Raw genomic sequence first — 22046 nt, forward strand, 5'->3', positions numbered from 1 at the left:
GGGGAGAGAGGGGAGGGCGCCGGGTCACAGGTCGTCGATGACCTGGCGCATGTCGTGGAGCATTCCGATCAGGCGGGGGCGGAGTTCGGTGGGGATGGCGGAGAACAACCGGCGCTGGTGGCCGCGTACCCGTTCCCACCACTCCCGTTCGGCCCGGTCGCCGCGGGGGGTCAGCGCGATGAGGGTGACGCGCTCGTCGTCCTCGGCGCGATGGCGGTGCACCATGCCCTTGCGTTCCAGGTGCTGGAGCATGCGGGTGGCGGTCGGGGAGGCCACGCCCGCGGCGGCGGCCACCGCGCCGACCGTGGGCCGTTCCAGGTCGCGCACGATCCCCAGGAAGAGCGCCTGGGGAAGGGTGAGACCGTTGTCACCGCCGGACGCTCCGCGGCTGCGCGCGCGCACGACCGCGCCCATCAGTTCGTCCCAGGCATGGAGAAAGTCCGAGAACCCGGAGTCGTCCCGCTCCACCGCGCCGTCCTTACGACACTTGACCGTTAGGTAGCTTTGACATTGAATAGCCAAGGTACATAAAACTCGGATAAGTCTCCATTGCCGCCTTGTCCGTGTGGCGCGCGGTGACGAGGACCCGATCCGGCGGGCTCCGATCAGGCGCGTCCCACGTGTGGCGGTGCGCCTGAGCGCGGACGCCGATGCCTAGGGTGGGGCCGATGGGGACACGGCGCGGTCCCCGACCTCGGGTCCGCGCGATCCACATGAGGGAGGAACGGGACTCTTGCTGTCGGTGCTGGCCGCGCACTTCGTGGCGGCGGCGCTCGCCCCCTTCCTGGTGCGCTGGTGGGGACGCAACGCCTTCCTGGCACTGGCGTTGGTTCCCGCCGCAACGACGCTGTGGGCGCTGCTGTGCGCGCCCGGCGTCGTCGCCGGAGACCCCGTGGGCGTCAACGTCGCCTGGGCCCCCGAATACCGGATGAGCCTGGCCTTCCGGATGGACGTCCTCGGGCTGGTCATGACCCTGATCGCGGCCGGTATCGGCACGCTGATCCTCGTGTACTGCGCCCGCTACTTCTCCGACGACGAGCCGGGGCTGGGACGCTTCGCGGGTGTCCTCACCGCGTTCGCCGGGGCCATGCTCGGGCTGGTCCTCGCAGACGACCTCGTGCAGCTCTTCATCTTCTGGGAGCTGACCACCGTCTTCTCCTACCTGCTGATCGGGCACAACACCGAACGGCGCGAGAGCCGGCGCGCGGCCATGACCGCGCTGACCGTCACCACGCTGGGGGGCCTGACCATGCTGGTCGGCCTCATCATGCTCGGCGAGGCCGCGGGCACCTACCTGCTCTCGGAGATCATCGCCGCCCCGCCGCGCGGTGCCGCCGTCACGGTCGCGCTCGTGCTCATCCTCGTCGGCGCCCTGTCGAAGTCGGCCCTGCTGCCGTTCAGCCTGTGGCTGCCCGCCGCGATGCAGGCCCCCACCCCGGTCAGCGGCTACCTGCACGCCGCGGCCATGGTCAAGGCCGGCGTCTACCTCGTCGCCCGCCTCACCCCGGCCTACGGCGACACCCCCGCCTGGCAGGTCCTGACCGTCGGCGTCGGTGTGGCGACGATGATCCTGGCGGGCTGGAAGGCGCTGCGCCAATACGACCTGAAGCTGCTCCTGGCCTACGGCACCGTCAGCCAGCTCGGCTTCCTCACCGCCCTGCTGGGCGCGGGGACCCGCGACGCCGCGCTCGCCGGCATCGCGATGCTGTGCGCGCACGCCCTGTTCAAGGCGCCCCTGTTCCTGGTGGTCGGCATCATCGACCACTCCACCGGCACCCGCGACCTCCGCGAGCTGTCGGGGCTGCGCCGGTCGATGCCCGCGGTGTGGTGGATCTCGGTGCTGGCCGTGGCCTCCATGGCCGGTCTGCCGCCGTTGTTCGGATTCGCCGCCAAGGAGTCCGCCTTCGCGGCGTTCGAGCACGGCCCCGCCTGGCAGACCCTCGCCCTCGTCGGCATGGTCGTGGGAACCGTCTTCACCGTCGGCTACAGCCTGCGCTTCCTGTGGGGGGCGTTCCTCGACAAGCCCGAGGTCCCCACCACCCCCGTCCACGCTCCCGGCGCCCTGTTCGTCGCGCCCGCTGCGGTCCTCGCGGCGCTGAGCCTGCTCGGCGGGCCGTTCGCCTCCGCCCTCGATCCGATCCTGGCCGGATACGCCGACACCGTGCCCTGGGGCGGCGCGCACCCCGCCCACCTGGCCCTGTGGCACGGCTTCGGTACGCCGCTGGTCCTCACCGCGGTCTGCCTGGCGGGCGGCCTGCTGCTGTTCTCCCGGCGCGGTGAGGTGGTCTGGCTCGGCAACCGCCTGGCCCTGCCCGACCCCAACCGGATCTACCGGCGTGTCCTGGCCGCCGTCGACACCCTCGCCATCCAGGTCACCGGCATCACCCAGCGCGGTTCGCTGCCGGTCTACCTCGGCACCACGCTCGTCGTCCTGGTCGTGCTCAGCGGCGTGCCGATCCTGACCGGCAGGCTGTGGGAGATCGAGGCGCCCCCCGTGCGCCTGTGGGACTCCCCGATCCAGTTCGTCCCCGCGGCCGTCACCGTCATCGCGGCGGTGGGCGTGCTGTTCGTGCGACGCCGGCTGTTCGCCGTCGTGCTCGTCGGCGTCACCGGCTACGGCGCGGCGACCCTGTTCATGTTCCAGGGCGCGCCCGACCTCGCCCTCACCCAGTTCCTCGTCGAAACGGTCAGCCTGGTCGTGTTCGTCCTGGTGCTGCGCCGGCTGCCGACCCGCTTCACCACCCCGGTCCTGCGGGGACGGCGCCGGATCAACCTGCTCATCGGCGCCGCGACCGGCACGCTCGTCGCCGTCATGGCCTACTTCGCGCTGGCCGGGCGGCGCGCCGAGACGATCTCGTCGGGCTATCCCGCCGCGGCCGAGGAGGCCGGCGGCAAGAACATCATCAGCACCATCCTGGTGGACCTGCGGGCCTGGGACACCATGGGGGAGATCTCGGTCCTCGCGGTCGCCGCGGCGGGCGTGGCCAGCCTGATGTTCGTCCGCCGCCGCGCCCGGCCGGTCCGCGGGCGCATGGGCGTGCCCGCCACACCGCTGCCGGCGATCTCGGCGGTCGAGCCGGCCGGCGCGCCCGCCGAGCCCAACGCGGTGCCCTGGCGGCCCTCCGGCATCGCCGTCGCCCCCCGCCAGCTCCGCATCCGGCCCAAGTGGAACCCGCTGTGGCTGCCGGGGGCCGCAGCCCTCGCCCGCGAACGGCGCTCGGTCATCTTCGAGGTGACCGCGCGAGGACTCTTCCCCGTCATCGTCTTGCTGTCGGTGTACCTGCTGCTGACCGGGCACACCTCCATCGGCGGTGGGTTCGCCGGCGGCATCGTCGCCGGGCTCGGCCTCATGGTCCGCTACCTCGCGGGCGGCCGTTACGAGCTCTACGCCGCCGTGCACGCCCAGCCCGGCGTGCTGATCGGCCTGGGGCTGGTCATCGCCGCGGGGACCGCGCTGGGCGGTGCCGTGTTCGGCACCGAGATCCTCGACGGAGGCGTCTTCGACCTGCACATCCCGGTGATCGGCCACCTGCACGTGACCACGTCGCTGCTGTTCGACTTCGGGGTCTACCTGCTGGTCATCGGGCTCATCCTGGACATCCTGCGCAGTCTCGGCGCCCGCATCGACGAGCAACTGGAACGCGAGGCGCGTGACTCCGCCGAGGCCGAGGAGGTGACCGCGTGAACGACACCCCCACCCTCACCCTGATCGTCGTGGTCGGCGTGCTCGTCGCGGCCGGCGTGGTGCTCCTGCTGGAACGCAGCCTGACCCGGGTGCTGCTCGGCGTGATCCTCATGGGCAACGGGGTCAACCTCATGATCCTGTCCACCGGGGGCGAGGCCGGCGGACCGCCGTTGATCGGCCTGACCGCCGAGGACGAGATGAGCGATCCGCTGCCCCAGGCGATGATCCTCACCGCCATCGTCATCACGCTCGGCGTCACCGCCTTCCTGCTCGCGATGGCCCATCGCAGCTGGCAGCTCCAGGGCAACGACGACGTGCAGGACGACGCCGAGGACCGACGCATCCTGCACGGCGGGGAACGCGCCGAGTACCGGCGCCGCATCCGCCAGCAACGCCGGCTGCTGCGCGCCGAGATCCGGCTGCAACGCGCCGAACTGCGGCGGCGGATCGCGGCCGAGGACTACCGCGAGGCCCGGCAACGCGACGAGCTGGAGGAACGGCTCGACGAGGCCGACGCCGAGCTGCGCGAGTGGATCCGCCGTAGCCAGGAGGAGGACATCGGCCGCGACGAGGTCATCCAGCGCATGCAGGACGTCGGCCGTGAACGCGCCGACAGCGTGGAGGAACTCCGCGCCGAGGTGGACGCCTGCCGGGTCCGGCTCCAGGAACACGCCCGCCTCGACCGCGAGGCCGAACGCGAGCTGCGACGCGAGGCGCGTCAGCGCATCCGCGCCCAGAAACGGCAGATGCGGGCCCAGATCCGGGCCGAACGTGAACGCCTCGCCAGGGCCGAGGACAGCGACCTCCAGGGAGCCGACTGATGGAAAGCCTGCTGCACTACCTGGTGCCGTTGCCCGTCGTACTGCCGTTGTTCGCCGCCGGCCTGGAGTTCGCGCTGGGAATCCGCGCCCCCCGGCTGCACAAGATCATCAGCGTCACCACGCTGACCGTGGTGCTGGCCATCGGGCTGGTCCTGCTGTTCGGCTCCGACGCCCACGGACCACAGGTGGTCCACGTCGGCGGCTGGGAGGCGCCGATCGGCATCGCGCTGGTCGCCGACCGGCTGTCGGCGCTCATGGTGACGGTGTCGGCGGCCATCACCCTGGGCGTCCTCGTCTACTCGATCGGCCAGGGCATGGCCGACCGCGACGAGGTCACGCCGCTGGCGGTCTACCACCCCACCTACCTCATCCTGGTCGCCGGCGTGTCCAACGCCTTCCTGGCCGGTGACCTGTTCAACGTCTACGTCGGCTTCGAAATCCTCCTCACCGCCAGCTACGTGCTGCTGACCCTCGGCGGCACCCAGGCGCGCATCCGCGCCGGCGCCACCTACGTCGTGGTGTCGCTGCTGTCCTCCGTGGTGTTCCTCATCGCGATCGGGCTGGTCTACGCGGCCACCGGAACGGTCAACATGGCCCAGCTCGCGGTGCGGCTGCCGGGGGTGCCCGAAGACCTGCGCCTGGTCCTCCAGGTCATGCTGCTCGTCGCCTTCGCGATCAAGGCGGCGGTGTTCCCGCTGTCGGCGTGGCTGCCCGACTCCTACCCGACCGCCCCGGCGCCGGTCACCGCGGTGTTCGCGGGCCTGCTGACGAAGGTCGGCGTCTATGCGATCATCCGCACCCAGACGCTGCTGTTCGACGGCGAGGCGGTCGCCGACCTGCTGATGTGGGCGGCGCTGGCCACCATGCTGATCGGCATCCTCGGCGCGGTCGCCCAGACCGACATCAAACGGCTGTTGTCGTTCACCCTGGTCAGCCACATCGGCTACATGGTGTTCGGGGTGGCGTTGACCAGCGTCCAGGGGTTGAGCGGCGCCGTCTTCTACGTCGCCCACCACATCACCGTGCAGACCACCCTGTTCCTGGTCACCGGGCTCATCGAGCGCAGGGGCGGAAGCGCGTCAATGGACGACCTGGGCGGGCTGGCCAAGCTCTCCCCGCTCCTGGCCATCCTGTTCTTCGTCCCGGCCATGAACCTCGCGGGGATCCCGCCGATGTCGGGCTTCCTCGGCAAGCTCGGACTCATGCAGGCCGGAGTCCAGGCGGGCACCCCGCTGGCCTACCTGCTCGTCGCCGGCTCGGTGCTGACCAGCCTGCTCACCCTTTACGCGATCGCCCGGGTGTGGAACTACGCCTTCTGGCGGGCCCCCTCCGAGGGCATGGTCGCCGAGCCCGGAACCGTCCTGGAGACCTCGGAGGAGGACGACGACTCGGCCACGTCGGCCTACGGGCCCGAGGAGGAGGCCATAGGGCCGTCCTCGCGGGTGGACACGGTCGTGGGCCGTACCGCCACGCTGGGCGGGCGGACGGTCGTCACCACCACGACCTTCCCGGCGACCATGATCGGCGCGACCGCGGGCCTGGTCGCGATGGGGCTGGCCTTCACCGTGCTGGCCGGACCGCTGATCGGCTACAGCCAGCGGACCGCCGAGGAACTGCTCGACCGCTCCCCCTACGTGGAGGCGGTCTTCCCCGAGGGGGTCGCATGACACGTCCAGACGTTCAGCGCCGTCCACCGCTGGCCTTCCGCCTGGGGCGCGTCTACGTCCAGGTACCCTCGCTCATCGCCATGACCGTGGTGTGGGCGCTGCTGTTCGGCGAACTGTCCGTCGGCGTCGTCCTGTCGGGACTGCTCGTCTCGCTGGCCATCGTGCTGATCTTCCCCCTCCCGCCGGTCGATCCGGGGCTGCGGCTGCGCCCGTGGCCGTTCCTGGTGTTCCTCGGCCGGTTCGCCACCGACCTGATCACGGCGAGTGTCAAGGTCGTCGGCCAGGCGTTCGCGTTCGGGCGCCTGCCGCGCAGCTCGGTCATCGGGGTCCCGCTGCGCTCCCGCTCCGACCTGCTGCTCACCATGACCGCGGTCACGCTGTCGGTCATTCCCGGCAGCGTCATCGTGGAGGTCCGCTACGCGACCTCCACCTTGTTCGTCCACGTGCTCGGCGCGGCCGACCCGGCCGCGGCCGAGGCGGCGCGGCGCGATGTGTGGGCCCTGGAGGAGCGGATCACCCGGGCCTTCGGCACCCGGGAGGACCTGGCCCGGTTGGAGGGAACACCCGTGGCGGGAGGAACGCTATGACCCTGGCCTGGATCGCGATCGGGGTACTGCTGGGCGCCGCGTCGCTCCTGGCGGTCGTCCGGCTGATGAGGGGGCCGACGATCCTGGACCGGGCGCTGTCGGTGGACGTCCTCCTCGCCTCGGCGATCGCCGGTATCGGCGCCTACGCCGCGTTCCACCGCGAACCGACCGCGCTGCCGGCGCTGCTCGTGCTGTCCCTGCTGGGCTTCCTCGGATCGGTCAGCGTGTCGCGGTTCGTCGCCCGGCGCCAGGTCGCCCAGACCACGGAGGAGTCGGGGAAGGGGGAACGAGGATGACCCATCAGGTGATCGACTGGATCGCGGTGGGCTGCCTGCTCACCGGGGCCCTGCTCTCCTTCGCCGCGGGCGTGGGGCTGGTGCGCTTCCCCGACCTGCTGTCGCGTATGCACACCGCGGCCAAACCACAGGTCCTGGGCCTGATCCTGATCCTCATCGGGATCGGGCTGCGCATGTGGCCCGAGTCCCACGTGGGCGTCCTGGTGCTGATCGCGCTGTTCCAGATCCTCACCGTGCCGGTGGCGGGCCACATCGCGGGGCGCGTCGCCTACCGCACGGGGCGGGTCCGGCACGACCTGATCGCCGTCGACGACCTCCAGGCGGAGCTGGAGGGGGACGGCGGCACCCGGTGACGTCGCCGGCCGGGCACCCGAAAGCATGAGGGCCGGCGCCGATGTCGGCGGCGCCGGCCCTCCCCCGCGCCAGGGCCCGTTCGCGGCCCCGGACGGAACCGCGCCGGCGCCCCCGCGACGCTCGACCGGTTCCGTGTCCTGTGCTCAGCTGCCGATGCTGTCGGCGGACTGACCCGACAGCGTCACCTGGACCTCCTGGCTCTTGCCGTCGCGCTCGAAGGTGACCGTCACGGTCTCGCCGGGTTGGTGCGAGCGCACGGCCGCGATCAGCACGTCGGGGTCGGTCACCACGCGGTCGCCGACGCGGGTGATGACGTCGTCCGCCTTCAGCCCGGCCTCCTGGGCGGCACCGCCGTTGGCGACGTCGACGATCCTGGCGCCCTGGCCGTTGGGGCCGGCGGTGATCGTCGCGTCGATCGCCGCGTAGCTGGCGCTGCCGGTCTCGATGAGCTGCTCGGCGATCGGCTTGGCCTGGTTGATCGGGATGGCGAACCCCAGTCCGATGGAACCGGACTGGCTGCCGGAGGTCCCACCGGTCGTCGCGATCGCCGTGTTGATACCGATGACCTCGCCCTGCATGTTCATCAGCGGGCCACCGGAGTTGCCCGGGTTGATCGGCGCGTCGGTCTGGATGGCGTCGATGACCGTCGACGTGGTCGCCCTGCCCTGCTCGGACTGGCCTTGACCGGGCAGGCCGAAGGGGAGCTGCTGTTCGGGCTGCTCCGGTTCTGCGCTGCCGGTGTTGACCGGACGGTCCACCGCGCTGATGACACCGGAGGTGACGGTCCCCGACAGGCCCAGCGGGGATCCGATGGCGACCACGTCCGCGCCGACCTCGATCTTGTCGGAGTCGCCGAGCTTGGCGGGGGTCAGGTCGGTGCGTCCCTCGGCTTTGATGACCGCGAGGTCGGAGACGGGGTCGGCCCCCAGGATCTCGGCCCGCGCCGTCGAACCGTCGTTGAACTGCACGACCAGGTTGTCGCCGGCGCCGCTCACGACGTGGTTGTTGGTGAGGATCTGGCCGTCGGAGCTGATGACGACGCCGCTGCCGCCGCTGCCGTTACCGGTCTGGATGGACACCACGCTGGGCAGCGTCGCGTCGGCGACCGTGCTCACGTTGCCCGTCGACACCGAGCCGCTGGTCTCCTCGGCCAGCGAGCTGATGGCGCCGCCGCCGTTGGACAGGAAGTGGGTGGTCACCACCGCCGCGGTCGGCCCGACGATGAGGCTGGTGACAAGCGCGGTGGCGCCGGCGACGGCGACCACCCGGCCACGGCTCCACGGCTTGCGCGCCTTCCTCGGCTCCTGCGGCTCCTCGCCGGGGCCCGAGGGGAAGTGGGAGGCGGGACCGAACGGTCCGTGCGGAGGGGGCGGAGGGGAGGCGAAACCGCCGTGGGAACCGCCGGGGCCGGCCCCCCTCTCGGGCGGGAAACCCGCCCCGAACGCCCCGCCGCCCGGCACGCCCCCGGGCGGGGTGGCGGAGGGGCTTGCGTGCGGACCGCTCCAGGCGCCCGCGGGCGGGCCGTAGGGGGGCCGCTCAGGGTAGGGCGAGCGCAGCGGACGGTTGGGGACCTCCGAGCGCTGGATCCCCGAGCCGGCCGCCTGGTCGGGGCGGGAGGCCCAGGCCGGGGAGTCCTGCTCACGCCCGGCCTCTCCGGAGGCCGCGGGCATGGTCAGGGTCTGGTCGGCGGCGGTCGGAGCGGGGTCGTCCGAGGGCGTCTGCGAGGGGGCCGAAGAGGCGGCGGAGGGGGCGTCTGGGAGCGGGTCCGATCGGGTCTCGCCGGCCGGAGGCACGGCGGTGGCCCCGGCGCCCTCGAACTCCTCGGACCCCTGCGGGGTGCCGTCGGCGGGGTCGGTTGCGCTCATCTGTTCCTCCGGGCCAAGCCTGTGTGTTCCGGCGGAGTGGCGCCCCGCCGGCCTTTCTGCGTTACGTCCATAAGATTCGGCTCCCAAGGTTAGAAAGCGGTGAGACAGCGGATAGGCACGGTTTCGAGCCTTTCCGTATTCGTTGCCTGCTCCAGGTCGCCTTCCCGGAAGGGGACACCAAAGAACCTGGAGTCCGAATCGGCGCGTCGTGCCCGTGCTCGCCCCGTCGTGACCGAATATGGGAGCCGATCCCCGCCCCTCGCCCGAACCGCCGCGTGGCCGCCCGCTAACCCAGAACCACAGGCCACGCGGTGTCGTCCGGCGCGCCCCGGTGATTCGGGGCGCGTCATTCCCCCGGGCCGGTCTCGGCCGGAAGCCGGGGGTCGGCGCCCCATGCGCTCCACGACCCCGGATACAGGCGTGTGTTGCGGAAACCGGCGTGCTCCAGCGCCAACAGGTCGTGGCAGGCGGTCACCCCCGACCCGCAGTAGGCGGTGACCGTGTCCGCCCGCTCCGCGCCGAGCGCGGCGAACCGTTCACGTAGCCGTTCCACCGGGGCGAACCGGCCGTCAGGGCCGAGGTTGTCCTGCCAGGGCGCGCTGCGGGCGCCGGGAACGTGGCCCGGGCGGGGGTCGGCGGGCACGGGCGCCGCGCCGGTGTAGCGCTCGCGCGCGCGAGCGTCCAGCACGAGCCGATCGGGCGAGCCCGCCTCGGCGAGCACCCCGTCGGTGTCCACCAGGCGCTCGGCCGGCCACGGACGCGTGGTCCGCGATCGCGGCCGGGGGGTCACCGCGCCCTTCTCCACGGGCCCCCTCCAGGCCTGGACGCCTCCGTTGAGGAGGGCCGCCGGGGAGCCGAGGACCCGCAGCATCCACACCAGGCGCGCGGCGGTGGAGCCGCCGGCGTCGTCGTAGGCCACCACGGGGGTCGCGTCCCCGATCCCCAGGGCGCCCAACGCGCGCGCGAACGCCTCGGGCGAGGGCAGCGGATGCCGTCCGCCTCGCGGGGAGGCGGGGGCGGCCAGGTCGGTGTCGACGTCGACGAACACCGCGCCGGGCAGGTGACCGCCCAGGTAGGCGTCACGGCCCGAGCGGCCGTCGAGGTACCAGCGCACGTCGGCGACGACGACCTCGTCGAGATGCCCGGCCAACCACTCCGGTTCGACGACAACGGGCAGGCGGGCGTGTTGGGGCTGTGACATGGCCGCAGAATATCCCCGCTCTCCGTCGGACGTCCCGGTCAGGACGCGTGTGCCCGCGCGCGGTCCAGACGGTTCACGTGGCGCAGCCACAACAGCCCCAGGACGGGCAGGACCAGTGGGATGAACAAGTAGCCGCTGCCGTAGCGTGACCACACGGTGTCGTCGGGGAACGCCGCCGGATCCACCAGGCTGAGCGTGCCCACGATGAGGACACCGGCCAGCTCCACCGCGCACGACACCATCGCCACCAGGTGCGAGGTGCGGTCGGCGCGCGCGATGCCCACGGTCGCCACGATGTAGATGACACCGGCCAGCGCGGACAGCAGGTAGGCCAGCGGCGCGGCCTCGAAGTCCGTGAGGATCTGCACGGTGGCGCGGGCGGTCGCGGCGAGCGCGAACACGGCGTAGACCGCGATCAGGACCCGCCCGGGGCCGGAACGGTTGGCGGGTGGGGCAGTCTCAGACAAGGATCGGGTTCCAGATCTGTTCGAGCCGGACCATCATGACCGGCAGGATGAAGCAGGCGAAGGCGATGACGGCGGGACCCCAGCGGCTGCGCTCCATGAACCCCCACACCGCGCACGCGGGGGGGATGAGGACGACCGTCAGCAGGTAGCTCACGAAGACGACGGTCTCGGGGGGTCGCTCGCCGCCGGTCAGCATGACCACCGACACCACGAGCTGGGCGATGAGCAGCAGCTCCAGGGCGGCCAGGGCGACCAGGTGGGGGACGACCATGGGCTGCCCGCGCATCGTCGAGATCAGGCACCATACCGCCAGGGCCAGCGACGCGAGCTGGATCGTGGTCGTGAGCCCGTCAACCACGCTGCTCCTCCTCCGCGTGCCGTCCCAGCCATCGTGAGTCCACCCGTCGAGCCCTATGGCCCGCTTCGCAGACGAACACTACGCAATGTAGTACATGGTGTCCGCGCGGGGCGACCTGGGGTAAGGCGGCGAGGGGAGGAGGAGGCGCGACACCCCCGCCGCGCCCACGGCGGCGGCGCGCGAAAACGGCGCCCGCGTGGGGACAGGCGTCCCGTCCGCGGCCGTAACCGGACAGCCGCCACCCCACCGCAACGCTCCCCGCTCCGGGCGCGTCCAAAGGACAGCATGTCGATCAGGCACCCCCGTGCCACGGCCATCGAGGAAGTCCGCATGAAGCGTTCCTCCACCCCCTCCCCCCGACCCGCCGGCTTCGGCCGCACCCCCTCCTCCCGCGCCCGCGCGGTCGTCGCCGGCCTGCTCGCCCTGGTCACGGTCACGGGCTGTTCGGTCAGCACCGGCCCCGACGAGATCGCCGTCCAATACGACTCCGGACCGTTCAGCGACACCACCTTCGACGCCTGCGTCCAGCCGGGCAACCGCGACTACCACGGTCCGGGCGACCAGGCCTACGTCTATCCGGCCGGTCAGCGCACCTACCGGTTCACCACCGCCGAGGACGCGGAGTCCGCGCCGATCTCCATCGTCTCCAAGGACAACCTGGCCCTGGAGGTCACCGGCATCGTCACCTTCAGCCTCAACACCGAGTGCGACACGCTCCAGCGCTTCCACGAGCGCATCGGTCTGAAGTACGGCGCGGACGAGGAGGACGGCTGGGAGCGGATGCTCTACGACTACGTCGGACAGCCCCTGGACCGCGCCATGGACGCCGCCGCCAAGGACTACGCCTGGAAGGACCTGTACAACAACGCCGAGCTGAAGCAGGAGTGGGAGGAGAAGGTCGGCGAGTACGCGGCCCAGTTCATCGAGGAGCAGAGCGGCGGCAGCTTCTTCTGCGCCCCCAACTACGTCCCGGGCGAGGGACAGGAGTGCGGCGACCTCGTGTTGACGCTCCAGCAGCCCCAGCCGCCCGAGGACGTCCGCAACGCGCTCGCCGCGGCGCAGGAGGCGATCGAGCGCAACGAGGCGCAGAAGGCGGAGAACGCGCGGGTCGCCACGGAACTGGAGGCCATCGAGGACCTCGTGGACGTCCTCGGCCCCGAGGGCTATGTCCTGTACAAGGCCCTGGAGAACGGTGACATCGAGGTCATCCCGGTGCCCGCCGGGGGCGGGGTGAACATCACGCCGCGGGCCGACCAGTGACCGGCGGGGCCGGCCGGGTCCCGGGGAGGACGCGGCCGGCCCCGGAAGCGTTGCGGGGGCGGGGAAGGGTCAGACCATCGCGTACACGGCGCTGCCGAGGGCACCGCCGGCCAGGCCGCCGACCAGCGGGCCGACGATGGGAATCCAGGCGTACCCCCAGTCCGAGCCGCCCTTGCCGCGCAGCGGCAGCAACTGGTGGACGATGCGCGGCCCCAGGTCACGGGCCGGGTTGATCGCGTACCCGGTGGGACCGCCCAGGGACAGGCCGATCCCGACCACCAGCAGCGCCACGATGAGCACCCCGGTGCCCGACATCGCCAGGCCGTCGTTCTGCCCGGTCGCGACGACGACGAACACCAGCGCGAACGTGCCGATGGCCTCGGTGAGGAGGTTCTGGACGGGGTGGCGCACCTCGGGCTCGGTGGAGAAGATCCCGAGGAAGGGGCCGTCGGAGGCGCCGAACTGGCCGAGGTAGGCCAGCCACACCAGGGCCGCGCCCGCCATCGCGCCGAGGATCTGGGCCGCGATGTAGACGGGGACCGTGGCCCAGTCGCCGCTGTCGATCGCCAGGCCCAGCGTCACCGCGGGGTTGAGGTGTCCCCCGGACAGCGGGAGCGCCATGTAGGCCCCCGACATGACGCCGAACCCCCAGCCGAGCGTGATCGCCGTCCAGCCCGCCCCGTGTGCCTTCGACCTGTTCAAGGTGACCGCGGCACACACTCCGCCGCCGAAGAGGATCAGTATCGCGGTTCCGAAGAATTCGCCGACGAAGATCGTTGCTGGTGTCACATGGGCCTCCGATCGACAGGAACGAAATAAGAAACGGATACCCATGAAAGGGGCGATCTATAAGGAATAGGTGATCTTGCGTGTCGATGGCCGTGCAGCGGACGGCGCGGAAACGGGGCGGACGGAGAACACGATTGCGTGCCTTTTCGAGAGGCGTTAGTATCTCTGCTTCGTTCTGGCGGCATCTTTCTGCGCGCTGAGGATCGGCACGAACCGGGGCTCCCGGGGCGGGACCCACGCACCCGCCGCCGCGTCCGTCCCACCGAGAGCCGGAGCCCGATCATGCCGTCCCCCTCTTCCCCCATGCCCGCGGTCGACCCCGAGATCCTGGCCGAGCGTTCCCACCTGGAGGCCGCGCGCGCCGCGCTGCGCCGCATGCGCCAGGACGTCCTCGACACCGAGACCCCCGAGGTCTACGGCGACTGGGTCTCCACCCAGATCCTGCGCCAGGCCCGGGATCTGCGCGCCGAGGCGCTGGTGGACCTGCCCGATGTGCCGCTCTTCTTCGGCCGGCTCGACTTCGACCCCGGGACGGTGTTCGACCCCGACCCCGCCGCGGCGCGGGGCGCCGCTCCCGAGGGGGACCGCGTCCACATCGGACGCCGCCATGTCCACGACGAGCGCGGCGTCCCCCTGGTCCTCGACTGGCGCGCGCCGATCTCGGTCGCCTTCTACCGGGCCACCCGCGAATCCCGCATGCGGGTGCGGCTGCGCCGGCGCTACGGGTTCGCGGCCGGGGGCGAACTCACCGCCTATGAGGACGAGGCGCTGTTGGAAGGCCCCTCCGCCGAGGAGGAGGCGCGCGCCGGCGCCCTGCTGGCGGCGGAGATCGAACGGCCGCGCTCGGGCCCCATGCGCGACATCGTCGCCACGATCCAGCCCGAACAGGACGACCTCGTGCGCGCCCCCCTCGACCAGACGCTGTGCGTCCAGGGGGCCCCGGGAACGGGCAAGACCGCGGTCGGCCTGCACCGGATCGCCTACCTGCTCTACGCCGAGCGCAAGCGCCTGGCCCGCGGAGGCGTCGCCATCATCGGCCCCAACCGCTCCTTCCTGTCCTACATCCGCAACGTCCTGCCCGCCCTCGGCGAGGTGGACGTCACCCAGACCACCGTCGAGGACCTTCTCGGCGTCGTCCCGGTCCGGCGGGAGGAGGAGCCCTTCGCCGCGCGGGTCAAGGGGGACGCGCGCATGGCCGAGGTCCTCCGCCGGGACCTGTGGTCCCTGCCCCGGCCGACGACCGAGACGCTGGTCCTGCGGCGCGGCGCGCGGCGCTGGCGGCTGTACCCCGACGAGCTCGCGGCGATCCTCGACGAGCTCGTCGAACGCGGCGTCCCCTACGGCGCGGGCCGCGACCTCCTCGCCCACCGCATCGCCCACGCGCTGTTGACCCGGATGGAGGCCGAGGGGGAGGCCTGCGACGACCGCACCCACGACCAGGTCCGGCGCACGCGCGAGGTGAAGGCCGCGGTCACCGCGATGTGGCCCAAGGCCGACCCCCTCAAGCAGGTCCTGGGCCTGCTCACCGACCCCGAACGGCTCGCCCGCGCCGCCGACGGCCTGCTCGAACCGGAGGAACAGGCCGCGATCCTGCTGCCGGGGCGGCCACGCGGGCCGAAGTCCGCACGCTGGTCGGCGGCCGACCTGCCGCTCATCGACGAGGCCACCGCCCTCATCGAGCGCCCCGCGAGCCTGGGACACATCGTGCTGGACGAGGCCCAGGACCTCAGCCCGATGCAGTGCCGCGCCATCGGGCGGCGCGCCGCGACCGGGACCTTGACGGTGCTCGGCGACATCGCGCAGGGCACGGCGCCTTCGGCGGCCGACGACTGGGCGACCCTGCTCGGCCACCTCGGCAAGCCCGGCTCCCCTGTCGCGGTCCTGGACCGCGGTTACCGTGTCCCCGCCCAGATCATCGACTACGCGGCGCGGCTGCTGCCGGCGATCGCGCCGGGGCTGGGGGCGCCGGTCGCGGTGCGCCGGTCGCCGGGCGCGCTGCGCGTCCGCGCCGTCGCCGCCGCGGAGTTCGCCGGGTCGGTCGCCGCGGCCTGCCAGGAGGCGCTGTCGGGCGAGGGGTCGGTCGCGTTGATCGCCGCCGACGCCGACCTTGAGGGGTTGCGCTCCCACCTGCTCGCCGAGGGGGTGGCGGCCGCGCTGCTCGGCGAGACCGAGGACGCGCTGGAGACCTCCCGCCTGGTCTGCGTCCCCGCGACGCTGGCCAAGGGCCTGGAGTTCGACTCGGTCGTCGTCGCCGAGCCGGCCCGCATCGTCGCGGCCGAGCCGCGCGGCCTCAACCGCCTCTACGTGGTCCTCACCCGCGCGGTCAGCTCCCTGCACGTGGTCCACGCCGAGCCCCTGCCGGACGCCTTGGCCTGAGGCCCGGGGAGAGGCGTCCGATGTCCGCTTCGGGGGCGGGGCGGCGGTGGCGCGGACGGGGCACCCCGGTGTCCCGTCCGTTCGGAATGGGTGCAGGATCGAAACGGGTACCCCGCACCATCCGGCGGTCTTCGTCATGAGATGTCGGTAATCGGGTAGGGCGGGGAAAGCCGCTGCCCGGGACAGGTCCGGGAACCGGCGGCGACCCGACCGGAGAGACCGGAGAGCGAGGCGGGATCGATGAACGACGCGTCTGGTGTCCGCTGGGTGATCGTCGGGGTGGACGGCTCCGACTCCAGCCGTTACGCACTCGAATGGTCGGCGCACGAGGCCCAGCTGCGAGGCCTGGGACTGCGTATCGTCGCGGCGGCCCAGGCACCCGAACGCGAGGGTCCTTTCGGCGACCTGCTGCGCCGCAGGGACGAGGAACAGTCGTCGTTGCTCCGCGACGCCCAAGCCCTGCTGGACTACGCGCGCGAGTGGATCCTGCGGATCTACCCCGAGCTCACCGTGGACACGCTCCTGGCCGAGAAACGGCCGGCGGAGGCGTTGCTGGAGGCGGCCTCCGCGCCGGGGGCGGCGGCGGTCGTGGTCGGCTCGCGCGGTCTGGGCAGCATCGCGTCGGCCCTCGTGGGGTCGGTCGGGGTGGACCTCGCCGCGCACGCCCCGGTTCCGGTGGTGATCCTGCCGAAGAAGCACGAGACGGCCCAGGGGGTGCGGGGCCGGGTCATCGTCGGGGTGGACGGCTCGGAGAAGGGGCAGCGCGCCATCGCCTTCGCCTTCGCCGAGGCGGCGCGCCGCGGCGCCCGCCTGGTCGCGCTCAGCGCGTGGCAGCCCATGACCGCCTTCGCCTCCACGATGGGGCCGATCCCCGGCGAGGTGTTCGACGACGAATCGGTCGAGCAGGCCACCCGCACGGCGTTGGACGAGGCCCTGGCACCGGCCCGGGCCGAGCACCCCGAGGTCGAGGTGGAGCCCAAGACCGTGCGGGCCCACCCGGTGGTGGCGTTGCTGGAGGAGGCGTGCCCCGCCGACCTGATCGTGGTGGGGTCGCGCGGCCGGGGCGGGTTCGCCGGCCTGCTGCTCGGCTCGGTCAGCCAGGCGGTCCTGCACGGGGCCACCGGGCCGGTGGCGATCGTGCGTTGAGAGGTCTCTCCCCTCCCCGCCCGGGTGGGGAGGGGGACGGAGGGGCGCGCGCGGGCTACTATCTTCCTAGGAAAATTTCTTCTTGGAAGGTTCTGGTGGTGTGCCACCGGAGGAAGGTGCCCATGACGAGCGTGAACGCCCCCGGACGACCGGAGAGCGCGGGTCCCATGCCGGTCCTGTACTTCGGGCACGGCGCGCCGCCGCTGGCCGACGACCCGTTGTGGACCGGCCAGCTCGCCTCCTGGTCCGCCGACCTGCCCCGACCCACGGCCATCCTCATCGTCTCGGCCCATTGGGAGGCCGGCCCGCTGACGATCGGCGCCACGCGGACCGTCCCCCTCGTCTACGACTTCTGGGGATTCCCGCAGCGCTACTACGAGGTCACCTACGCCGCCCCGGGAGCGCCCGAGCTGGCGGCCAAGGTCCGCGGCCTGCTCAACGGGCACGGGGTGCCGGTGGCCGACGCCCCCGAGCGGGGGCTCGACCACGGAGCCTACGTCCCGCTGAAGGAGATGTACCCCGACGCCGACGTCCCCGTGCTCCAGATCTCGATGCCCACCCTCGACCCGCAACGGCTGTTCGAACTGGGACGCCGGCTGGCCCCCCTCCGTGACGAGGGGGTGCTCATCATGGGCAGCGGCTTCCTCACCCACAACCTGTCGTGCGTCGACATGAGCCGAGGGCCGGGGTACACGCCGCCCGCCTGGTCGCAGGAGTTCGACGACTGGGCCGATCGCGCCGCCCGGAGCGGCGACATCGACGCGCTGCTGGACTGGGCCCACAAGGCGCCCGCCGCCGACATCGCCCACCCGCGCAGCGAGCACCTGGCGCCGCTGTTCGTGGCCCTGGGCGCGGGCAACCGGACCGGCGAGACACCCCGCAGCGTCATCGACGGGTTCTGGTACGGGATGTCCAAGCGGTCCTTCCAGCTCGACTGAGCGGCGGTCGCGCGCCGGCGCGGCCCCACGCCACGCCGGCGCCCCGGCGCCTCAGGAGCCGTCCTCGACCCCTCCGGCCAGCAGCGGCTCCAAGACCAGGCCGGGGTTGTCGCGCTCGATGACGCGCAGCCGCCACTTGTTGTGCACCAGCACGAGCAGTTCGCCGTCGAGCCGGCGGGTCAGGACCTCGGCCCCGGACAGGCCGTGCAGGATCGGCGCGGACGCGGCGTCGGTGCGCCGGGCCAGCCCGTAGTCGAGGTGGGCCAGCTCGATCGGGGCGCGGAACTCGTGTTCCATCCGGTGCTTGACCACGTCGAACTGCAACGGGCCGACCGCGGCCAGCACGGGGGCCTGCTCGCCGCGCACGTCGGAGACCAGCACCTGCACCACGCCCTCGGTGTCGAGCTGCTCGATGCCCCGACGGAACTGCTTGTAGCGTCCGGCGTCCAGCGCGCGGGCCACCGCGAAGTGCTCGGGGGCGAAGCTGGGGATCGGCGGGAACTCGACCTTGGGCCCCTCGTACAGGGTGTCGCCCACGCGCAGCGCCTGGGCGTTGACCAGCGCGATCACGTCACCGGGGAAGGCGGTGTCGATGGTGTGGCGTTCAGCGCCGAAGACCGCCTGGGTGTACTTGGTGGCGAACGGGCGGCCGGTGGCCGCGTGGGTCAGCACCATGCCGCGGTCGAAGCGGCCCGAGCACACCCGGACGAACGCCATCCGGTCGCGGTGGGCCTTGTCCATGTTGGCCTGCATCTTGAACACCAGGCCGGAGAAGGGGGCCTCGATCGGACGCGGCACGCCGGCCGCGTCGGCCTGTGGCGAAGGGGCGGGGGCCAGGTCGATGAGGGCGCGCAGGAGCTGACCCACCCCGAAGTTGGGCAGCGCCGCGCCGAACAGCACCGGGGAGGAGACGCCCGCCAGGAACGACTCCTCGTCGTAGTCGGCGCCGATCTCGCCGAGCAGTTCCAGCTCCTCGCGGGCCTGGATCCAGGCGTCCTGCTCGATCTCGGCGGCGCGGTCGTGGTCCAGGCGCTCCTCCTGGGCCACGGTCGCCCCGCCGGGGGTGCGGTGCAGCTTGGTGTAGGAGTCGTCGGAGCGGTCGATCAGGCCGCGGAAGTCGCCGGCGATGCCCACGGGCCAGTTCAGCGGGGTGGGGCGCAGCCCGATGCGCTGCTCGATCTCGTCCAGCAGCTCCAGGGGCTCGCGGCCCGGCCGGTCCCACTTGTTGACGAAGGTGATGACGGGGACCTTGCGCGCCCGGCACACGTCGAACAGCTTCAGGGTCTGGGGCTCCAGACCCTTGGCCGAGTCCAGCAGCATGATCGCGCAGTCCACCGCCGCCAGCACCCGGTAGGTGTCCTCGGAGAAGTCGGCGTGGCCGGGGGTGTCCAGCAGGTTCAGCACGCACCCGCCGTAGTCGATGCGCAGCGCCGCCGAGGTGATGGAGATGCCGCGGGCCTGCTCCATCTCCATCCAGTCGGAGGTGACGCCGCGCCGGTCGCCCTTGCCGTGGACCGCGCCGGCCGAGGTGATCGCGGCCGCGTGCAGGGCCAGCGCCTCGGTCAACGTGGACTTACCGGCGTCGGGGTGGGAGATCACCGCGAACGTCCGCCGCCGCGCGGCCTCGGAGAGGGTTTCGGCTGGCTTGTTCGTCGGGGTCTCGGTCGGGGCGCTCACCGGGCGTTCGTCTCCTCGCGGATGTGGGTCTGGCGGTGTCGTTCCGTTCGGCGCGCGGCCGGCCGCCGGGCCGGGCGGGGGCCGGCTGGCACACCGCCGGGCGGGGCCTCGTCGAACCTGGTGGGGCGCGCGGCGGGGGCCGGCGCGTCGCTCCCGGTGTCCAGGGTATCCGCAGGGGAGGAGGGGGCGGGCGCGTCGCGGCCCGCTCCGCCCTTGACGGTCCCGCGCCGATCACGGTTCACTTTAGACCGACCGGTTGGTATCTGGAGGTGCGTGTGAAAGCGGTGCGGGTACGCGAGTTGGGTGAACCGAAGGACGTCCTGCGCGTCGAGGACGTCGAACCACCGCGGCCCGGCCCCGGCCAGGTGCTCGTCCGGGTCCGCGCGGCGGCCGTCAACTTCCCCGACGCGCTGCTGTGCCGGGGCGGCTACCAGGTCCGCCCCCCGTTGCCGTTCACGCCGGGCCTGGAACTGTGCGCGGAGGTCGTCGAGACCGGCGAGGGCGTGACCGGCGTCCGCGCGGGAGAACGTGTGCTCGGCTCCGCGGAGCTGCCCACGGGGGCCTTCGCGGAGTACGCCCTGATGAGGGCGGACGCCGTGTACCCCGCGCCGGCCGCGCTCACCGACCCCGAGGCGGCGTCGCTGTTCATCGGCTACCAGACGGGCTGGTTCGCGCTGCACCGCCGCGCCGGCCTGCGCGAGGGCGAGACCGTGCTCGTCCACGCGGCCGCCGGAGGGGTCGGCAGCGCCGCGATCCAGCTCGCGAAGGCGGCCGGGGCGCGGGTCGTAGGGGTGGTCGGCGGTGCGGACAAGGCGAAGGTGGCCCGTGAGCTCGGCGCCGACGTGGTGGTGGACCGGCGCACCGAGGACTTCGTCCAGGTGGTCAAGGAGTTCACCGGGGGACGCGGCGCCGATGTGGTGTTCGACCCGGTCGGCGGCGACTCCTTCACCCGCTCCACCAAGTGCATCGCCTTCGAGGGACGCATCCTCGTCATCGGGTTCGCGAGCGGCACGATCCCCACTCCGGGGCTCAACCACGCCCTGATCAAGAACTACTCCCTGGTCGGCCTGCACTGGGGGCTGTACCGGGACCGCGCGCCCCAGGTCATCGCCGAATGCCACGAGCAGCTGGCCGATCTCGCCGAACGCGGTCTGGTCAAACCGCTGGTGAGCGAGACCCTGCCACTGGACCGGCTGGCCGACGGGGTCCAGCGTCTCGCCGACGGCTCCACGATCGGACGCCTCGTCTACGTGCCGGCCCCCTGACCACCGACCGATCGACGCGAAGACGGGAGACAACGGACATGGCCCACCCCTTCACCCCGCCCGGGACGACGGTGGTCGTCACCGGAGGCGCCGGCGGCATCGGACGCGCGCTCGCCGAACGCTTCCTCGCGGAGGGGGCGGCCCGGGTCATCGTCGCCGACCTCGACCCCGAGCGGGTCGAACGGACAGTGGCCGAGCTCGGGGAACGCGCCCACGCGCTCGTCCTGGACGTCACCGACGAGGCCGCCGTCACCGCTGCCGTCGCCGCCGTCGAAAGGGAACACGCGCCCATCGACCTGTGGTGCTCCAACGCCGGCGTGGCAGCGGGCCGGGACCTGGGCGCAGCCGCCGACTGGGACCTCTCCTGGCGGGTCCACGTGCTCGCCCACGTCCATGTCGCCCGCGCGCTGCTGCCGCGCATGGTCGAGCGGGGGCACGGCCACCTGCTGGTCACCGCCTCGGCCGCGGGCCTGCTCACCAATCTCGACGCCGCGCCCTACAGTGTCACCAAGCACGGCGCGGTCGCCCTCGCCGAGTGGCTGGCCATCCGGCACGCCGGGACCGGTGTCGGGGTGTCGTGCCTGTGCCCCCAAGGGGTCAACACCGCCATGACCGCCGGGGACGGGCCGACCGCGGCCACCCGCCTGGGCGGGGCCTACCTGGAACCCGAGGACGTGGCGGAGGCGACCATCACCGCGCTGCGCGACGGCAGGTTCCTCGTCCTGCCCCACCCCGAGGTGGCCGACTACGAACGCCGCCGCGCCGAGGACCGGGACCGCTGGCTCGGCGGCATGGCCCGGGCCTGGGCGAGGGTCCGCGGCGTCGGGGCGGAGTGAGGCCCCTCCCGGGGACGGGCAGCGTCCGGTGGGGGGTCGCCCCTGTCGATCGTCGGTGGTGCGCCCCGGAAAGAGCCGCCCAACGGTCGTCGTGACGCCACGCTTTCGACCGATGTGCCGACGGTGGCGTGGTTCCTAGTGTTCTCGGCGTCCCGATGAGCTTCGGGGGCGCCACGACACGAGGAAAGACATGTCGGACAAGGTAGTCGACGCGCGTACGCAGGGCACCCGCCCCACCGCTGCGGGCGACCCCTCCCCACCAGTGGTGGTGGCGCGTGGGGTGACCAAGACGTTTCGCACCGGTGGCACGCTGGTACGGGCCCTGGACGGGGTGGACCTGGAGTTCGCCCGCGGCGCGTTCACCGCGATCATGGGCCCCTCCGGCTCGGGCAAATCCACCCTGATGCACTGCCTGGCCGGACTGGACACCGTCACCTCCGGCCAGATCACCATGGGCC

20 protein-coding genes are annotated in these 22046 nt (G+C 72.5%); 13 read left to right on the top strand and 7 right to left on the bottom strand.

The window, feature by feature from the left end; genetic code table 11:
* Positions 1-24: 24 nt before the first annotated feature.
* A complete protein-coding gene (locus ACYVHU_RS06555) occupies positions 25-468 on the bottom strand; it encodes a MarR family winged helix-turn-helix transcriptional regulator (RefSeq protein ID WP_078764110.1) in 444 nt (147 codons plus the stop codon).
* Positions 469-742: 274 nt separating this feature from the next.
* On the opposite strand from ACYVHU_RS06555, the gene ACYVHU_RS06560 reads away from it, so the two are divergent.
* From ACYVHU_RS06560 to mnhG, 6 genes are read left to right on the top strand one after another with little or no spacing between them, the layout of a single operon-like run.
* The gene (locus ACYVHU_RS06560) at positions 743-3685 is read left to right on the top strand and encodes a Na+/H+ antiporter subunit A (protein ID WP_498947843.1); all 2943 of its coding nucleotides are present in this window, start codon (positions 743-745) and stop codon (positions 3683-3685) included.
* A complete protein-coding gene (locus tag ACYVHU_RS06565) occupies positions 3682-4506 on the top strand; it encodes a Na(+)/H(+) antiporter subunit C (RefSeq protein ID WP_078764109.1) in 825 nt (274 codons plus the stop codon). The genes ACYVHU_RS06560 and ACYVHU_RS06565 overlap by 4 nt, the downstream gene beginning before the upstream one ends.
* A complete protein-coding gene (locus tag ACYVHU_RS06570) occupies positions 4506-6173 on the top strand; it encodes a Na+/H+ antiporter subunit D (RefSeq protein ID WP_078764108.1) in 1668 nt (555 codons plus the stop codon). Before ACYVHU_RS06565 ends, ACYVHU_RS06570 begins: the two co-directional genes overlap by 1 nt.
* Entirely contained in the window at positions 6170-6760 is a 591-nt protein-coding gene (locus tag ACYVHU_RS06575; RefSeq protein ID WP_078764107.1) for a Na+/H+ antiporter subunit E, read from the top strand. Before ACYVHU_RS06570 ends, ACYVHU_RS06575 begins: the two co-directional genes overlap by 4 nt.
* Positions 6757-7056, top strand: coding sequence for an MrpF/PhaF family protein (locus ACYVHU_RS06580; RefSeq protein WP_078764106.1), 300 nt, complete (start codon positions 6757-6759; stop codon positions 7054-7056). The genes ACYVHU_RS06575 and ACYVHU_RS06580 overlap by 4 nt, the downstream gene beginning before the upstream one ends.
* Positions 7053-7409, top strand: a complete 357-nt coding sequence (gene mnhG / locus ACYVHU_RS06585; protein ID WP_078764105.1) for a monovalent cation/H(+) antiporter subunit G — start codon at positions 7053-7055, stop codon at positions 7407-7409. The genes ACYVHU_RS06580 and mnhG overlap by 4 nt, the downstream gene beginning before the upstream one ends.
* Positions 7410-7553: 144 nt before the next feature.
* Here the strand turns inward: mnhG and ACYVHU_RS06590 are convergent, their stop codons facing one another.
* The 4 genes from ACYVHU_RS06590 to ACYVHU_RS06605 all read right to left on the bottom strand — a co-directional run bounded on the left by ACYVHU_RS06590 (position 7554) and on the right by ACYVHU_RS06605 (position 11301).
* On the bottom strand, positions 7554-9275 hold the full coding sequence (locus ACYVHU_RS06590; protein WP_078764104.1) for a trypsin-like peptidase domain-containing protein: 1722 nt from the start codon (positions 9273-9275) through the stop codon (positions 7554-7556).
* Between the two features lie 346 nt (positions 9276-9621).
* On the bottom strand, positions 9622-10476 hold the full coding sequence (locus ACYVHU_RS06595; protein ID WP_078764103.1) for a sulfurtransferase: 855 nt from the start codon (positions 10474-10476) through the stop codon (positions 9622-9624).
* A 38-nt stretch (positions 10477-10514) separates the two neighbouring features.
* Entirely contained in the window at positions 10515-10943 is a 429-nt protein-coding gene (locus tag ACYVHU_RS06600) for a hypothetical protein (protein WP_078764102.1), read from the bottom strand.
* Positions 10936-11301, bottom strand: a complete 366-nt coding sequence (locus ACYVHU_RS06605; protein ID WP_078764101.1) for a hypothetical protein — start codon at positions 11299-11301, stop codon at positions 10936-10938. The genes ACYVHU_RS06600 and ACYVHU_RS06605 overlap by 8 nt, the downstream gene beginning before the upstream one ends.
* Positions 11302-11586: 285 nt before the next feature.
* On the opposite strand from ACYVHU_RS06605, the gene ACYVHU_RS06610 reads away from it, so the two are divergent.
* Positions 11587-12561 carry an SPFH domain-containing protein gene (locus ACYVHU_RS06610; protein ID WP_498947818.1) on the top strand — a complete coding sequence of 325 codons (975 nt, stop codon included), beginning with the start codon at positions 11587-11589 and terminating at the stop codon, positions 12559-12561.
* A 69-nt stretch (positions 12562-12630) separates the two neighbouring features.
* On the opposite strand, the gene ACYVHU_RS06615 is transcribed toward ACYVHU_RS06610, so the two are convergent.
* Complete coding sequence (locus tag ACYVHU_RS06615) at positions 12631-13350, bottom strand: MIP/aquaporin family protein (RefSeq protein ID WP_078764100.1); 720 nt, start codon at positions 13348-13350, stop codon at positions 12631-12633.
* A gap of 282 nt (positions 13351-13632) precedes the next feature.
* On the opposite strand from ACYVHU_RS06615, the gene ACYVHU_RS06620 reads away from it, so the two are divergent.
* From ACYVHU_RS06620 to ACYVHU_RS06630, 3 genes are all read left to right on the top strand, one after another.
* Positions 13633-15726: a HelD family protein gene (locus tag ACYVHU_RS06620; protein WP_498947819.1), complete on the top strand. Its 2094-nt coding sequence runs from the start codon at positions 13633-13635 to the stop codon at positions 15724-15726.
* A 240-nt stretch (positions 15727-15966) separates the two neighbouring features.
* On the top strand, positions 15967-16872 hold the full coding sequence (locus ACYVHU_RS06625; RefSeq protein WP_078764098.1) for a universal stress protein: 906 nt from the start codon (positions 15967-15969) through the stop codon (positions 16870-16872).
* Positions 16873-16994: 122 nt separating this feature from the next.
* Positions 16995-17810, top strand: coding sequence for a dioxygenase family protein (locus ACYVHU_RS06630; RefSeq protein WP_144390309.1), 816 nt, complete (start codon positions 16995-16997; stop codon positions 17808-17810).
* Between the two features lie 51 nt (positions 17811-17861).
* Here ACYVHU_RS06630 and ACYVHU_RS06635 read toward each other — a convergent pair whose 3' ends face one another.
* Entirely contained in the window at positions 17862-19487 is a 1626-nt protein-coding gene (locus tag ACYVHU_RS06635; protein ID WP_078764097.1) for a peptide chain release factor 3, read from the bottom strand.
* A gap of 275 nt (positions 19488-19762) precedes the next feature.
* On the opposite strand from ACYVHU_RS06635, the gene ACYVHU_RS06640 reads away from it, so the two are divergent.
* The 3 genes from ACYVHU_RS06640 to ACYVHU_RS06650 all read left to right on the top strand — a co-directional run.
* Positions 19763-20752, top strand: a complete 990-nt coding sequence (locus tag ACYVHU_RS06640; protein ID WP_078764095.1) for an NADPH:quinone oxidoreductase family protein — start codon at positions 19763-19765, stop codon at positions 20750-20752.
* Positions 20753-20790: 38 nt separating this feature from the next.
* Positions 20791-21588, top strand: a complete 798-nt coding sequence (locus ACYVHU_RS06645; RefSeq protein WP_078764094.1) for an SDR family oxidoreductase — start codon at positions 20791-20793, stop codon at positions 21586-21588.
* 190 nt (positions 21589-21778) lie between these two features.
* Positions 21779-22046, top strand: a 268-nt coding sequence (locus ACYVHU_RS06650) for an ATP-binding cassette domain-containing protein (protein ID WP_498947821.1), incomplete at its 3' end; no start/stop codon positions are given.

Source organism: Marinactinospora endophytica (assembly GCF_054780875.1).